This is a genomic window from Dinoroseobacter sp. S124A, assembly GCF_049801015.1.
Classification (GTDB): domain Bacteria; phylum Pseudomonadota; class Alphaproteobacteria; order Rhodobacterales; family Rhodobacteraceae; genus Dinoroseobacter.
This window is the reverse complement of sequence record NZ_JBNAGD010000007.1, coordinates 1-14,681: the sequence shown is the minus strand read 5'-3', so window position 1 is coordinate 14,681 and position 14,681 is coordinate 1. Positions and strand designations below refer to the sequence as shown.

The following is a 14,681-nucleotide window of genomic DNA, read 5'->3' as shown; positions in this document are numbered from 1 at the left end:
GGGCGATGTAAGCCGCTCCTCCCCCAGCGACAAGGCACCGCGCATGCGGGACCGGGAATACTGTTGCTGCATTGCCGCCCGTCGCGGCCTCAGCCCGGCTCAGGCGCGGATGCGATAGCCCGACCGGAAGATCCACCAGATCGCGCCGAAACAGGCCGCCGTGAAGGCGAGGATGGCCAGAATGCTCCAGACCACGGGCACGTCCGCCGTGCCGAAAAACGCCCAGCGGAAGCCCGAGATCAGGTAGACCACCGGATTGAACAGGGTCACGGTCTGCCAGATCGGCGGGAGCATCGAAATCGAGTAAAAGCTGCCCCCCAGGAAGACCAGCGGCGTGATCACCAGAAGCGGGACAAGCTGCAACTGCTCAAAATTCTTGGCCAGAATGCCAATGATGAAGCCGAGCAGACTGAAGGAAATGCAGGTCAGCACCAGAAAGCAGAGCATCCAGACCGGATGCGCAATCTGCAGCGGCACGAACAGAAACGCGGTGGCCAGAATGATCAATCCGATCAGCAGGGATTTCACCGCCGCCGCCCCGACATAGCCGATCACGATCTCGAGGGTTGAAATCGGCGCACTCAGGATCTCGTAGATCGTGCCGATGAATTTCGGGAAGTAGATCCCGAAGCTCGCATTGGACACCGATTGCGTCAGCACCGAGAGCATGATGAGCCCCGGCACGATGAACGCGCCATAGGAGGTGCCCTCGATCTCTTCCATGCGCGCACCGATGGCCGCGCCGAACACGACGAAATAAAGCGAGGTCGACACGATCGGCGAGATCAGGCTCTGCGTGATGGTCCGGAAGAACCGGTTCATCTCGTAGATGAAGATGGTCTGGATGGCGGCAAAATTCATGGCGCGGCCTCCTCGGGCGCGTGGACAAGGGAGACGAAGACCTCTTCGAGCGAGCTTTGACGGGTTGACAGGTCCCGCATGGTGATGCCCGCCGCGTCGAGATCGTTCAGCACCCGGCGGATGCCTGTGCGCTCGGCCTGCGTGTCATAGGCATAAATGATCTGACAGCCCTCGGCGGCGAGGGTCAGGTCATGGGCGGCGAGGCTGTCCGGCAGCGCGCTCAGGGGTTCGGCGATGTCGATCACCGCCTCCTTGCGGCCCATCCGCGCCATCAGGCCGGCAGTGTCCTCGACCAGCAGGATCTCTCCCTTGTTGATCACGCCGATCCGATCGGCGATCGCCTCGGCCTCTTCGATATAATGCGTCGTCAAGATGATCGTGACCCCCGCCGCCTTGAGGTCCTCGACCACGCGCCACATGTCCCGGCGCAATTCCACATCCACGCCCGCCGTGGGCTCGTCGAGAAACAGCACCCGGGGCTCGTGGGACAGGGCCTTTGCGATCAGCACCCGGCGCTTCATGCCGCCGGACAGGGTGATGATCTTGTTGTCCTTCTTGTCCCACAGACTGAGGTCGCGGAGGATCTTTTCCAGATAGGCCGGATCGCGCGGCTTCCCGAAGAGCCCGCGCGAGAAGGTCACCGTGGCCAGCACCGTCTCGAAGGGTTCCAGCGTCAGTTCCTGGGGCACGAGACCCACGAGCGCTCGGCTTTTTCGAAAGGCGGTGACTACGTCATACCCGCCCACGGTCACGGTGCCCGATGTCGGCGTGCTGAGACCGCAGATGGTCGAGATCAGCGTGGTCTTGCCCGCGCCATTCGGTCCCAGCAGGGCCAGGATCTCGCCCTCGCGGATCGACAGGGACACGCCCTTGAGCGCGGTGAAGCCGCCCTCATAGGATTTCACCAGATCGGTGACGGTAACGATATCTGCGACGGGTGCAGTCATGGGAGGGCTCCTTGATCGGATCGGCACCCTACGCGCCGCCGAGCGCCCTGAAAACGCCGTGAGCGCGCGAGCCGCCCTGCGCATTCGCACAGAAACGGCGCCGGGGCCTGAAACTGTGCAACGCCGCCGCGCGGTGGCATGTTCCTCTGGCCGGGGCTAGCCGGAGCCTTTGGGTCGCCCCGTGCACCGCCAATCCCCTTGTTGCCGCGCCTCGCAGGGCGGAGCCGGACCGTCACAGGGCGATCAGGACGGCTTTCGTCAACCGGATGCGGACCGGCGTGATGGATAGGCTCAACGGCCCTATCCAGGCCCGCGACCCTCTGCACGCACGAACGGCGCGGATCCGGCGACGCCATGCGGGCGCTGTCATCGCCGCGCTGCGGGGCCTGCCCACCACATCGGGTGCTTCGAAATTGGACCTCATGGTCAGATCTGTTGACGGAGGTTACAGCCCATGCCAGCCTCAGGCGCGGAGCGCAGCCTCGCTGCGCCCCGGAGGGGGCGATGGGCCCTGTATCCGATGCCTGTCTTGCCCCGGGGGTCTCGCGACCAGTCATGCACCAGTCTTTCCCGCCTTCGCGCCCTTCCGGGTCCTGTCGCGCCGGGCCGATTGCGCGCGGCGTGCAAGGCTGCCCGCGCGCGGGCGGCGGGATCGCGGACATGGTGCGCGCTTGACCGAGCTGCCCGGGGACCAGACGCTGGGCACTGCCACAGACCCGCGTGCCGCGCCCAAGGGCGATGGTCTGCCTGCCGTGATCGCGGGACTGCTCGTCGCGTTCAACCTGCTCTGTCAGGCCGTGGCCCTGTCGGGGTTGCTCTTCACCGGGGCGCTGGCCCTCGGCGTAGGGCTGAGCACATCACTTCTGATCATCAGCTGCATCATCGCGACCCTTGCCATGGCCTGCGTGCGGGGGATGCCTGGGATGGCCGTGGGCGCGTTGCAGAACGTGCCGGTGGCCGCATTGCTGCCTGCGGCGATCGTGCTGGCCACCGGCGGGATCGACGGGCTGACCCCGACGGAGGCCGTGGCGACGATGCTCGCCCTGCTCGGGGCGTCGGCCTTTGTCCTCGGCAGCGCGATGCTGGCCCTTTCGGCGCTGGATCTGGGCCGGGTGGTGCGGCTGATGCCGCACCCGGTCTCGGCCGGGTTTCTCGCCAGCGCGGGGATGATCCTTGTCCTCGCCGGGCTCTACCGCGTGTCCGGCGCCGCGGAGCCGAGCCTGCAAGGGTTGCTTGAGGCCGGGGCCTCCCATGGCCCCGCCATCGCGCTGACCCTGGGTCTGGCGGGGGCAATGGGCCTGCTGGCCCGGTGGCGCGTGGATCTGGGTCCGATGCTCGGCATCCTGCTCGGCATTGGCGGTTTCTATGCGGTGCTGGCCTGGCAGGGGCTGAGCCCCGAGGACGCCCGGGCGCTGGACTTCCTGCCGCCACTGGTGAGCCGCAGCGACGCCATCGGCTGGTCGCCCGCCCTGTTCACGGCCATCCACTGGGAGACGCTCTGGGCCCAGACGCCCCTCATCCTCGCCGCCGCCATGATCGGCGTGCTGGGGGCCATGCTGAACTTCACCGGGATCGAGCTGGCCCTGCGGAGCGAGATCGACACGCGTGGCGCGCTCTCGGCGACGGGCCTGTCCAATGTGGCGCTGGGACTGATTGGTGGCAGCATCAGCTATGTGTCGTCGGTCAACACAGTCTCGGCCAGCCTGCTCGGCGCGCGTGGGCCGATGACACGGATCGTGCTGGTGGTCGGGCTGGGCGTCGGGCTGGTCTATGCCGGCGAGATCGTGGCCTTCACGCCGACCTTCGTGGCCACAGCCCTGCTGATCTATATGGGGGGCACGATCCTGTCGCGCTGGCTGCTGAGCCAGTGGCGCGACCAACCCAGAGCGGACTGGGCCATCGCCTTGAGCATCGTGGTGGTCACGGTCCTCTTCGGGATCCTGCCGGCCATCGCGCTCGGCATCGTGACCGCGTCGCTGATCTTTGCGATCAGCTATGCGCGGCTGCCGGTGGTCACGCAGCTACGCGACCTCACCGGACAGCGCAGCGCCGTGGATCGCGGCCCGGCCCAGACTGACCAGCTGGACGCACAGGCGGACAAGGTGCTGACCCTGACATTGCAGGGGTTCTTGTTCTTCGGCTCAGTCGAACAGGTGCTGGACCACATCCGCGCCGCGCTTGGGCGTCCGAACCGCCCGGACACGATCATCCTCGATTTTCGCAAGGTCTCGGCGCTGGACAGCGCGGCCCTCGCGGCGATGCGCAAGCTCGAATATCTTGGCGAGAAGCATGGCACCGGGATCGTCATCGCCGGGGCGCGACCGCAACTGGCGGCGGCCCTGCTGCGGATCGAGGCGATGCTGACCGACCGCTCGGCCGTGGTCTTCGCCCCCTCGGTCGATGGGGCGCTGGAGGCAGCCGAAGACAGGCTTCTGGCCGATCACGCGGCGGGCCCCTGGGCGGATACCGCCCGCAGCGCGATTGCCGACGCCCTGCAGGATGATGCGCTGGCCGCACGGCTTCTGACCCGGATGCAGCGTCTGGACGTGGCCGAGGGAAGGACCCTGATCACCTATGGCGCCGAGGACGAGGATATCTACGTGATCGAGGCCGGGCGGCTCGCCGTCTTTGCCCATCTGAGCGATGGGCGCCGGATGCGCGTGCGCTCCCTCCGGGCGGGCGCGATTGTCGGCGAGATCGCGAGCTATGCCCGTTTGCCACGTACCGCAGATGTGGTGGCGGAAACGCCGGCGGTTGTGTATCGTATAGATCCGGGCACTCTCGATGCGGTTCTGAGCGAGGACCCCGCTCTGGCGGCCGCCTGGCACAAGATGATTGCGATTACCCTGTCCGAAAAGATCCACCGGACAACACTGATGTTACGGGAAAGTGTGTGACCATGAGCGGTGAGGCCATGCTTGTGACGCTGCTATTGCTGCAGCTCAAGCATTTGATGGCGGATTTTTTCTGGCAGACCCGTTGGATGGTCGAGAACAAGGGGCAGTACGGGCATCCGGGCGGCTGGGCCCATGCGGCTGTGCATGGTGGCGCGAGCGCGGTGATCCTCGGGCTGCTGGCCCCGATCTCGCTCGGGCTGGTGCTCGCGATCTGCCTCGTGGAATGCGTCGTGCATTACCATATCGACTGGATCAAGGAGCAGGCCGTGAAACGCTCGGGCGCGGGGCCGACCGAGAAACGGTTCTGGAATATCACCGGCACGGATCAGGCCCTGCATCAGGTGACCTATCTGGCCATGGTCGCGATGATCTTTCTGTGACCGGGCGCAGATCCTGCCCCGTCAGGCGTCACTGCCCGGCAACGCCGCACAGATCCACGCCCTGCGGGGGCCATTGCGCCGTTGACTTGCCCCCGGCCTCACGGGTTAATTCGGCTTAACCATGAGCAAGGGCAGGGATTTGCGTTCTCCGTCAGGCGCATCACGGGCAGTGTTTAACCACCGGCAGCACCCGGAGGAGGACTTGGTGACAGCCAAAGGCCAGCTTCAAGCGGCTCGAACGCGCAGGGATCTGCGCGGCCTGAAGCGTCGGGCGCATGCGGTCTGCCTTGCTCTGGCCTGCTTCGGCCCGGCACAGGGTGCGGGTGCTGCCTCGCTCGACGAGGCCGTGCGCGCGGCCCTGACCACCAATCCCGCCCTGCAGGCCACCAGCGCCGAGATGCGCGCCGCAGCCTATGACCTGATCGCGCTGGAGCGGACCTATCTGCCCACGGTCTCGGCCTTTGGCGAGGCCGGGGCGGAATGGGTCGACAATCCCGGCTCGCTGACCGACGAGGACAACCGCGAGTGGAAGGGCACGGCGCAGCTCGGGCTCGGGGCCGAGCTCACCCTGTTTGACGGGTTCCAGCGCGCCAACCGGATCTATGACAGTGCCGCCCGGGTCGATGGCAGCATCTTCGAGCTGCTCGATGCCTCCGAAACCATGGCGCTCAACGCGACCGAGGCCTATTTCGACGTGGTCCGCCACCGGATGCTGGTGGATGCGGCGCAGCGCAATCTCGACCGCCATATCGAAATCGCCGATCAGGTTCGCGCCCTCGTGCAGGGCGGACGGCTGCCCTCCAGTGACGCGCTGACCGCGGATGACCGGCTGCAGGCGGCCTCGCTTGCCATCGTGCAACTGCGCCAGTCCCTGCGCGACGCCAATGCCCGCTACGAGCGGGTGATCGGCGCCACTCCGGGCAGCGGGATGCAGATCCCCCGCCTGAGCAACCTGCCCGCGACCCAGGATGCGTTGATCCAGGCCGCGCTGCGCAACAGCTTTCGCCTTCGTCAGGCCCAGAGCGCCATCGACCAGAGCGTCTATGAACAGGAGATCGCCAAGGGCGCGCGCCTGCCCCAGGTGACACTCAATGCCGGGGTGACCCAGGGCGAGAACCGCGATGGCCAGCGCGGATCGGAGACCGACGCCTTTCTCGGACTGCGGATGAACTGGACGCTCTATTCCGGGGGCCGCTCGGCCGAGGACAAGGCCCTGATCGCCCGAAACTCGCAAGCCTTCTACACCCGGCAGGACACCATGCGCGAGGTCGAGGAGCTCGCGCGCCGCGCTTGGTCCAGCCTGCAATCGAACACCGAGAGCGCAATCCTCGCCGACCGCCAGCTGCGCGCCAACCGCGAGATCGTCCGCCAGTTCCGCGAGGAGTTCACCGCCTCGTCACGGTCCCTGCTGGATGTGCTGGAGGCCGAGCGCGCGCTCTATAATGTCGAGTTCCGCAAGATCAGCACCGATGCCAGTTTCGCCTTCAGCCAGTTCCGTGTGCTCGCCGCCCAGAGCAAGCTGGCGGCACATTTCGGGATCGCGGAGTCCGAGATCGCCCTTGAGCCGACCTTTCAGGCGCGGGCCCTGGTGGAACCGCGAGCGATCTTTGCCACCGAGATCCCCGCGCTGGAGTGAGCGGTCCGGTGCCTGACAGCTGGATCCTGCGCTGGCTTGCCGCCCATCACGGGCGGCCCTATTCCGAGACCGCCCTTGCGGCCGCCCTGCCCGCCGGAGCCACCCTGACCGAGCCCGAGATGCTGGGACGCGCGCTGTCGCAACTGGGCCTGCGCAGCCGGTTGCTCGACGACGCGCCGGGCAGCCTCGATCCGGTGGTTCTGCCCTGTCTCGTCTTTGCCAAGTCCGGCGATGTGGCCGTGCTGGTGCGCCACGGGGACGGGCTGGGCCTGGTGCGCAAGGGCCGCGCGGCGGACCCGGTGACCCAGGCCGAGCTGCGCCGGCATTTCCAGCCGCGCGCCCTGTTGGTCACGCCCGCCACGCCGCAAACCGATACCCGCCTCTCCCCCGACACCGTGGCCGAGGCGCAGGCCCCGAAGCACTGGTTCTGGGGGCCCGTGCGCGCGAACTGGCGCGGATGGGGGCAGGTGATCATCGCGGCGTTCTGCCTGAACCTGCTGAGCCTCGCGCTGCCGATCTTCGTCATGAATGTCTATGACCGGGTGATCCCGAACCTGGCCTTCGTCACGCTCTGGACCCTTGCGATCGGCGTCAGCATCGCGCTCCTGCTGGATATGATCCTGCGGGCCCTGCGCGCCGGGATGGTCGAAACCATCGGTCGGCGCGTGGATTTGCAGGTCGGGGCCGAGCTCTTTCGTCACGCCATGGCGCTGCGCATGACCCAGCGCCCGGGCGGGGCCGCGGCGCTGGTCAACACGATCCGCGATTTCGAGCATGTGCGCGAATTCTTTGCCTCCGCCAGCGTGATCTCGGTGATCGATCTGGCCTTTGTCGGGCTCTTCATCGCGGTTCTGTTCTGGCTGGTGGGGCCGCTGGCCCTCGTGCCGCTCTGCGCTGTGCCGGTGGTGCTGCTCATCGCGGCGTTGGCGCAGATCCCCATGGGGCGTCGCGCCGCCGAGGCGCAGAAACTCGCGACCAAGCGCCATGTGGTTCTGGTCGAAACCCTGACCGGGGCTGAAACCATCAAATCGCTCGGCGCCGAGCCCGTCATGCAGCGCGAATGGGAGGCCGCCGTCGCCGCCTCGGCCCGGGTCAGCGGCGCGACCCGCGTCTGGTCCAACGTGGCCACCTCCGGCAGCTTCGCGGTGCAACAGGCCGTGAGCGTGATCACCGTGATCTGGGGGGTCTTCCTGATCTTTGACGGGGCGATCACCATCGGCGCACTGATCGCGGCCAATATCCTCGCGGGCCGCGTTCTCGCCCCGCTGAGCACCATCGCCCAGACGATCTTTCGCGCGCAATACGCAGCGAAATCCATGGCCGCGCTGAACGCCTTCATGGCCCTGCCCGAAGAGCGTCCCGGCCCGGTGCGCGGCGGCCCGCAACTGGTCCAGGGGCGGATCGAGATGGCGGGGGTCAGCTACAGCTATTCCGGCGCGGCGCAGCCCGCGCTGAGCGAGATCGACCTGACGGTCACGCCGGGCGAGATCGTCGCGGTGCTGGGCCGGGTCGGTTCGGGCAAGACCACGCTCGCGAGCCTGCTCTGCGGGCTGATCACCCCGGCGCAGGGGCAGATCCTGATCGACGGGCATGGCATCGGGCAATACGACCCGGCGGATCTGCGGGCCGGGGTCGGCTACCTGCCCCAGGACCCCGAGGTCTTCACCGGAAGCCTGCGCGAGAACCTTCTGATCGGGCGTCCCGAGGCCACGGGGGCCGAGATCTCCCGCGCGCTGACCCTTGTCGGGCTCACCCGCTTTGTCGCCGAGACCCCGGAGGGCCTGGAGATGGACCTGGGCGAGCGGGGCAATCGCCTCTCGGGCGGGCAGAAACAGGCGCTTGCGCTGGCGCGGCTTCTGCTGCGGGATCCGCCGGTCCTGTGCCTCGACGAGCCGACCAACGCCATGGACCAGCAGATGGAGGCGATCGTGATCTCGGGGCTGCAGGGCCTTGCCGCCGAGGGCAAGACCATCCTGCTGACAACCCACAAGGACACGCTGGCGCGGATCGCGCCGCGCTATGTCGTGCTCGACCGGGGGCGCAAGATGCTGGACGGCCCGCGCGCGCAGGTCATCGCCGAGCTGCAGGCCGCCGCCCGCAAGAAAGCGGCGGAATAGGCCATGTTCGGACAGCGCATTGAGGAAGAGTTCAGCAATGATCCCGGAGCGCTGCAGGGCGTGCGCCCGGCGCGGGGATCGCGCGCGCTGCTCTGGGTGATCGTGCTGGGGATCGCCGGGTTCTTTGGCTGGGCCCAGATGTTCGAGATCGAAGAGGTCGTGCGCGGCCCCGGGCGTGTGGTTCCCGCCCAGCAAGTGCAGGTGGTCCAAAGCCTCGAGGGCGGGATCGTGCGCGCGATCTCGGTGCGCGAGGGTATGGTGGTCGATGCGGGCGCGCCGCTGGTGCAGATCGACGATACCGGGTTCGCGGCCCGGCAGGGCGAGCTTGTGGAACAGGAAACCGCGCTACAGGCCGAGGCGGTTCGGCTGCGCGCCGAGGCCAGCGGCGCGGAAGCCGTCTTCCCCGAGGCCCTGCGCGCCCGGGCCCCCGAAGCCGTGGCCGCCGAGGAACAGGTTCTGCGCACCCGCCGCCTGCAACTTGAGACCGAGCTCGCCGTGCTCGCCGATCAGCGCGCGCAGCGGGCCGGCGAGCTGGAGACCCTGCGCGCCGAGGAGGCCAAGATCCGCGCCGTGCTCGCCCCGCTCACGGCGGAAATCGCCCTGACCGAGGATCTGGCCGCGCGCGGTGTCGTGCCCGAGATCGAGGTGCTGCGCCTGCAATCGCGCAAGGCGGATCTGGAGGGGGATCTGGCCATTGGTGCCGCCCGCGCCCCTGTTCTGGAGGCAGCCCTGCGCGAAGCCGAGAACCTGATCGGGGCGGCCCGCTCGGCCTTCGTGCTCACGGCGCAGGAGCGTCTCACGAATGTGCAACGCGATCTGGCCGTGGTCGAAGAGAGCCTCCGCGCGGCCACCGACCGCGTGACCCGGACCCAGCTGCGCGCCCCGGTACGCGGCACCGTCAACCGGGTCACCACCACCACGATCGGCGAGGTCGTCCAGCCCGGCGCGCCCGTGGTCGAGATCGTGCCGCTCGATGACAGCCTGCTCATCGAGGTGGAGATCGGACCGCGCGACGTGGCCTTCGTGACCCCGGGCGTTTCCGCCTCGGTCAAGCTGACGGCCTATGACTACCTGATCTATGGCGCGCTGGAAGGCGAGGTCACGCAGATCGGCGCGGACACGGTCCTGAACGCCGATGGCGTGCCGGTCTTTCGCGCAGAGATCCGCACCGGGGACAGCTTTCTCGGCGATCCCGATCGGCCCCTGCCGATCCTGCCCGGCATGCAGGCCAGCGTGGATATCCGCACCGGCAGCCGCACGGTGCTCGACTATCTGGCCAAGCCGCTGCTGCGCGCGCAATCCGAGGCCTTCCGCGAGCGCTAGGGCTCACTTCGTGGTGGCATCCACGATGCCGTCCCAATCCTCGGCCGGGGGTGTGGCGCGCAGCTGTGCAAGCCGGGCGGCATAGATCGCGCAATACCCCTCCAACCCGAAGCGCGGCGCCAGGGGGGACAGCCGGATGAGCGCCGCCTCGGCCCCGTCCCAGTTGCGGGCACGAAACGCGTCAAGCATGCGCCCGTTCTCCTGCGCGAGGCTGAGGAAATCCGGCGCGCTGCGCGCGGCCTCGTCGCCCAGGAGGGCGTGGATATGGACCGGCTCGGTCTTGCCCACCACGCGGATCAGATCGATCTCCAGCGTTGCGAACGCGCCCTCGACCGCGCGCGCGGTCTCGGCCCCGATCACGATCCCCACGCCATAGATCTTGGACTGCCCCTCAAGCCGGGAGGCAAGATTCACCGGATCCCCAAGGGCGGTGTAGTCGAACCGCGTATCACTGCCCATATTGCCCACAACACAGAGCCCGGTATTTATCCCGACCCCCACATTGAGCGGCGCGGGCGGCGTGCCCGGCCCGGCTGCGCGGCGGGCGTTCAGGGCGGCGATCCCGTCTCGCATCTTCAAAGCTGCGCGACAGGCGGCCTGCGCGTGATCCGCATGGTCCAGCGGCGCGTTCCAGAAGGCCATGACCGCATCGCCCATGAACTTGTCGATGGTGCCCCGCTCGGCCAGGATCGCCTCGGATTGCGTGGTCAGCAGCTGGTTCATCAGGGTCGTCAGACCCTCGGGGTCCTCCTTGTACCCCTCGGAGATTGCCGTGAAGCCCCGGACATCCGTGAAGAGCAGCGTCAGCTCCCGCGCCACGCCGCCAAGGGCCAGATCCTCGGGGCGCTCGGTCAGGCGCTGTACCAGATCAGGCGAGACATACTGGCCGAACGCGCCCCGGATGCGCCGCCGGGCCCGCTCCTCGCGCAGGTAATTCGCGCCCGCCATGACGATGAACAGCAGCAAAAGCGCCAGCGCCGGAAAGCTCGGGTCCAGCAGCAGGCGCGCCTGCAGAAAGGCGGCATAGCTCGTCCCGACCCAGCCCAGCAGGATCGCCCCTGCCGCAACCGCGACCCAGCGCGCCGCGAGCCTTGGCACTAGCAGCACGACCAGAAGCCCCAGCACCAGCACCACGGTCAGCTCCACCGCGATGGTATAGTTCGGACGGCTCAGGAGCGTGCCGGACAGGATGTTTTCCAGCACCTGCGCATGGATCTCGACCCCGGCCATGGACACGCCCAGCGGCGTGGGCCGGTAATCCTCGAGCCCGATGGCCGAGGTCCCGATCAGGACCAGATGCCCCGCGAGACGCCCGGCGGGCACGCGTCCCTCCACCAGATCCACCGCCGAGACGAACCGCCCCGGCAGGCTCGGCCCGAACCACGGCCAGACCGTGCCATCGCGGTAGGTCGGGATGACCTGCCCCGCCACCACCAGCCCGTCCACACCGGCCGCATTGCTGCGCACCGCAAAGGGCTGCCCCCCGGTCGCGACACGCAGAAGCTCGGGCGCGAGACCGAGGCGCAGGACACCGTCCACCTCCATCACCAGCGGGAGCCGCCGATAGATCCCGTCCGGATCGGGCCGCACGGTGAAGATCCCGCGCCCGGCGGCGGCGGCCTCAAGCTCCGGCAGGTTCTGCACCAGATCCGGGTAACGCTGCAGGAAGGGTGTGGGATCCGGCCCGATGAAGGCATGGGGCACCGGGCGGGCGGGTGCCGCCTCGACCGATTGCGGGCGCGAGGCATGGCGCACGCTGGTCTGGCCCAGCACCACCGGCGTGCGGGACAAGGCATCGGCCAGTTGCGCATCGTGATCGGGCAGATCCGCAAGCAGGGCCCGAAAGCCTGGATCCAGATCCCTCTGCGCCTCGGCCAGATTGGGCGGCGAGAGCCGGTCCGCCTCGGCAAAGATCACGTCAAAGGCCAGCGCCGCCGCGCCCGCCTGCTGCACCCGCGTGACGATTTCCGCAAAGACCGTGCGGGGCCAGGGCCATTGCCCGATTTCCGTCAGGCTGCGGTCGTCGATATCGATGATCGCCACGGGCTGGGGGACCTGCGGGCGCGGGTTCACCCGCTGAAACGTGTCAAAGGCCGTATGGCGCAGATCGGCCACCCAGACCGGGTCGAGAACCCGCAGCCCCAGCAGCAGCACGATTAGCGCAACACCCAGCACCCGACCCTCTGTCGCCTGCTGTCTGAGCCATCCCGCCATGCCTAGGGTCCTGACATTTCTCGAAAACCGGGGCCGCGCCCGGGGTCTTGGTATCAAGACCGCCCCTCCGCGCCGGGTCAAGGCCCCACGCGGCCCCGCCCGCCGGGAAGGGCGGGTGAAAAGTGTGATGCAGATCGCAGAGAATCGGCGCAATCTCGGCTAGCCTCACCGTCTTGACGGCGCGGTCCGGTTTCGGCTGGGGCAATCCGTCTGGATTGGTTAACGTGGCCCTGCCACCCGCAAGAGAGATCCGAGGTTTTCCATGGCCCTGACGCTGCAGACCTTTGAGACCCTGGATGCCGCGCGCATCGAGCCCCTCTCGGCGTCCGAGGGGGCCGGGATCCCCGTGCCAAGCGCACGGCTCTTCGAGGCGGAGTTTGACCGGGCCGGACCGGATCTGCGGATTGAGATCGAAGGCGAGCCGACCCGGGTGGTCACGGACTATTTCCGCGAGGCGACGCCCGGGGATCTGGTCGCGCCCAACGGGGCCGTGCTGCGCGGTGGCTTGGTCGAGCGGCTTGCGGGCCCCGAAGCGCCCGGGCAATGGGCGCAGGAAGGTCCCCTGCCCCAGCCGCAACCGATCGGCCTGGTCGAGACCCTGAGCGGCGAGGCCGCGGTCCAGCGCACCAATGGCACGCGGGTCGAACTGGACCTGCAGACGCCGATCTTCCTCGGCGATGTGCTCGAGACCGGCGAAGACACGATCCTGTCCGTCACCTTCGTGGATGGCACGATCTTCACCCTCGCCGCCGATGCGCGCATGGTGATCGATGCCCTGATCTACAACGAGGGGCAAACCGACAATTCGGCCACCTTCAGCCTGATCCAGGGCGGGTTCGTCTTCATCGCCGGGCAGATCGCGCCCACAGGCGGGATGGAGGTCGAGACCCCCGCCGCCACCATGGGCATCCGCGGCACGACCGTTCTGGCGGATATCCAGTCCGATAATGGTGTGATCACGGTCGAGCTGGCCCTGACCCGGGACCTCGATGGCACGCTCGGGCGGATCGAGGTGTTCGATCTCGAGGGCAATCCGCTGGCCGAAATCACCGGAACGGACACCAAATGGGTCCTCTCACCGGATCGGGGTCTGGCGCTCGAAGTGCCGCGCAGCACCAATGATGTCGCCTCGGATTCCGTCCTGATTGCCGAGGCCTCCGATGCCCTGCGCGCCGCGCTTGGCCGCGTGGCGGCGGGCGAAGAGATCGTGCCCGGCGCAACTCCGCCGCCCCCGGGCGACGCCCTGCCCCCGGTCGTGGCGCTGGCCTCGGCGGCGGACTCCCTGAGCGGCGATGACGGCCCCGCGCCTGTGGTGCTGGCAAGTCTGGCGCCCCCCGCGCCCACCGCACCGGCCGCAACGCCCCCAAGCTCCGATGGTCTGCTCATCTCCCTGGAGGATACGGACACGGACCCGGATGACACCGTCTTCTTCTTCAACGGGGTTGAGGATGATCCCGATGGGATCGACGGTGCCCTGCCCCCGCCCATGGGGGATGCAGTCTATGTGCTGATGACCTCGCCAACGAACGGGACCGTGACCCTGCTTGCGGATGGATCCTTCGTCTATCGCAGCGAGCAGGATTTCAACGGCCAGGACGGTTTCACCTACCGGGTTGAGGTCGACGGCGTCGCCGTGCGGTTCGGCGAGGCTGTGATCAACGTGGCCCCGGTGAACGATGCCCCGGTGCTGGACGATGTGGCGATCTCCACCCCCGAGGACAGCGCGATCACCGGGCAGATCCTCGGCACGGATGCGGATGGCGATAGGCTGGTCTACCGGCTCGACGATCCGGCGACCAATGGCGATGTCACATTGCTGTCGGACGGGACCTATCGATACACCCCCGATGCGGATTTCAACGGCACGGACAGCTTTACGGTCGAAGTCGATGATGGTGCGGGCGGTACGGATCTGGCCACGATCTCTGTAACGGTCACGCCTGTGAATGATGCGCCGGTGGTGACCTCGGGGGCGGGGGATGCGGCCGGGGCGCTGACCGAGGACGGGCCGACGGATGTCACCGGCGGCCAGCTTGCCGCGAGCGATCCCGATACCGGCGCCGTGCTCAGCTGGTCGGGCGGTGCCGCCACCGCGCTTGGCGCCTTCGCGATCACCCCGGACGGGGCCTGGAGCTATACGCTCGACCCCGATGCCGCCCAGTCCCTCGCCGCGGGGCAAGAGGTCACCGAGACCACGGAGGTCACCGTCTCCGACGGGCTGGGTGGCACCGCGACCCAGACCCTGAGCGTCACCATCACCGGCACGAATGACGCGCCGGTGGTGACCTCGGGGGCGGGCGATGCCG

9 protein-coding genes are annotated in these 14,681 nt (G+C 68.0%); 6 read left to right on the top strand and 3 right to left on the bottom strand.

The window, feature by feature from the left end; all coding sequences use genetic code 11:
* Window positions 1-99: 99 nt before the first annotated feature.
* Entirely contained in the window at window positions 100-861 is a 762-nt protein-coding gene (locus ACP15I_RS16710) for an ABC transporter permease (protein ID WP_424965436.1), read from the bottom strand.
* On the bottom strand, window positions 858-1,808 hold the full coding sequence (locus tag ACP15I_RS16705; protein WP_424975961.1) for an ABC transporter ATP-binding protein: 951 nt from the start codon (window positions 1,806-1,808) through the stop codon (window positions 858-860). The genes ACP15I_RS16710 and ACP15I_RS16705 overlap by 4 nt, the downstream gene beginning before the upstream one ends.
* A gap of 671 nt (window positions 1,809-2,479) precedes the next feature.
* Between ACP15I_RS16705 and ACP15I_RS16700 the strand changes: the two genes are divergently transcribed.
* The 5 genes from ACP15I_RS16700 to ACP15I_RS16680 all read left to right on the top strand — a co-directional run bounded on the left by ACP15I_RS16700 (window position 2,480) and on the right by ACP15I_RS16680 (window position 10,161).
* Window positions 2,480-4,705 carry a cyclic nucleotide-binding domain-containing protein gene (locus tag ACP15I_RS16700; RefSeq protein WP_424975960.1) on the top strand — a complete coding sequence of 742 codons (2,226 nt, stop codon included), beginning with the start codon at window positions 2,480-2,482 and terminating at the stop codon, window positions 4,703-4,705.
* 2 nt (window positions 4,706-4,707) lie between these two features.
* Window positions 4,708-5,085 (top strand): DUF3307 domain-containing protein, encoded by a 378-nt coding sequence (locus ACP15I_RS16695; RefSeq protein WP_424975959.1) that lies wholly within the window; start codon window positions 4,708-4,710, stop codon window positions 5,083-5,085.
* Between the two features lie 205 nt (window positions 5,086-5,290).
* Window positions 5,291-6,721, top strand: a complete 1,431-nt coding sequence (locus tag ACP15I_RS16690) for a TolC family protein (protein ID WP_424975958.1) — start codon at window positions 5,291-5,293, stop codon at window positions 6,719-6,721.
* The gene (locus ACP15I_RS16685; protein WP_424975957.1) at window positions 6,718-8,838 is read left to right on the top strand and encodes a type I secretion system permease/ATPase; all 2,121 of its coding nucleotides are present in this window, start codon (window positions 6,718-6,720) and stop codon (window positions 8,836-8,838) included. The genes ACP15I_RS16690 and ACP15I_RS16685 overlap by 4 nt, the downstream gene beginning before the upstream one ends.
* Window positions 8,839-8,841: 3 nt before the next feature.
* The gene (locus tag ACP15I_RS16680; protein ID WP_424975956.1) at window positions 8,842-10,161 is read left to right on the top strand and encodes an HlyD family type I secretion periplasmic adaptor subunit; all 1,320 of its coding nucleotides are present in this window, start codon (window positions 8,842-8,844) and stop codon (window positions 10,159-10,161) included.
* Between the two features lie 3 nt (window positions 10,162-10,164).
* On the opposite strand, the gene ACP15I_RS16675 is transcribed toward ACP15I_RS16680, so the two are convergent.
* A complete protein-coding gene (locus ACP15I_RS16675; protein WP_424975955.1) occupies window positions 10,165-12,375 on the bottom strand; it encodes a CHASE2 domain-containing protein in 2,211 nt (736 codons plus the stop codon).
* Between the two features lie 262 nt (window positions 12,376-12,637).
* Here ACP15I_RS16675 and ACP15I_RS16670 point away from each other — a divergent pair.
* Window positions 12,638-14,681 (top strand): tandem-95 repeat protein (locus ACP15I_RS16670; RefSeq protein ID WP_424975954.1); only part of this gene is annotated, 2,044 nt, incomplete at its 3' end.

Coding starts and splice junctions, on each gene's coding strand:
- ACP15I_RS16680 (WP_424975956.1), top strand. CDS start 8,842: ATGTTCGGACAGCGCATTGAGGAAGAGTTCAGCAATGATCCCGGAGCG.
- ACP15I_RS16710 (WP_424965436.1), bottom strand. CDS start 861: ATGAATTTTGCCGCCATCCAGACCATCTTCATCTACGAGATGAACCGG.
- ACP15I_RS16675 (WP_424975955.1), bottom strand. CDS start 12,375: ATGGCGGGATGGCTCAGACAGCAGGCGACAGAGGGTCGGGTGCTGGGT.
- ACP15I_RS16695 (WP_424975959.1), top strand. CDS start 4,708: ATGAGCGGTGAGGCCATGCTTGTGACGCTGCTATTGCTGCAGCTCAAG.
- ACP15I_RS16705 (WP_424975961.1), bottom strand. CDS start 1,808: ATGACTGCACCCGTCGCAGATATCGTTACCGTCACCGATCTGGTGAAA.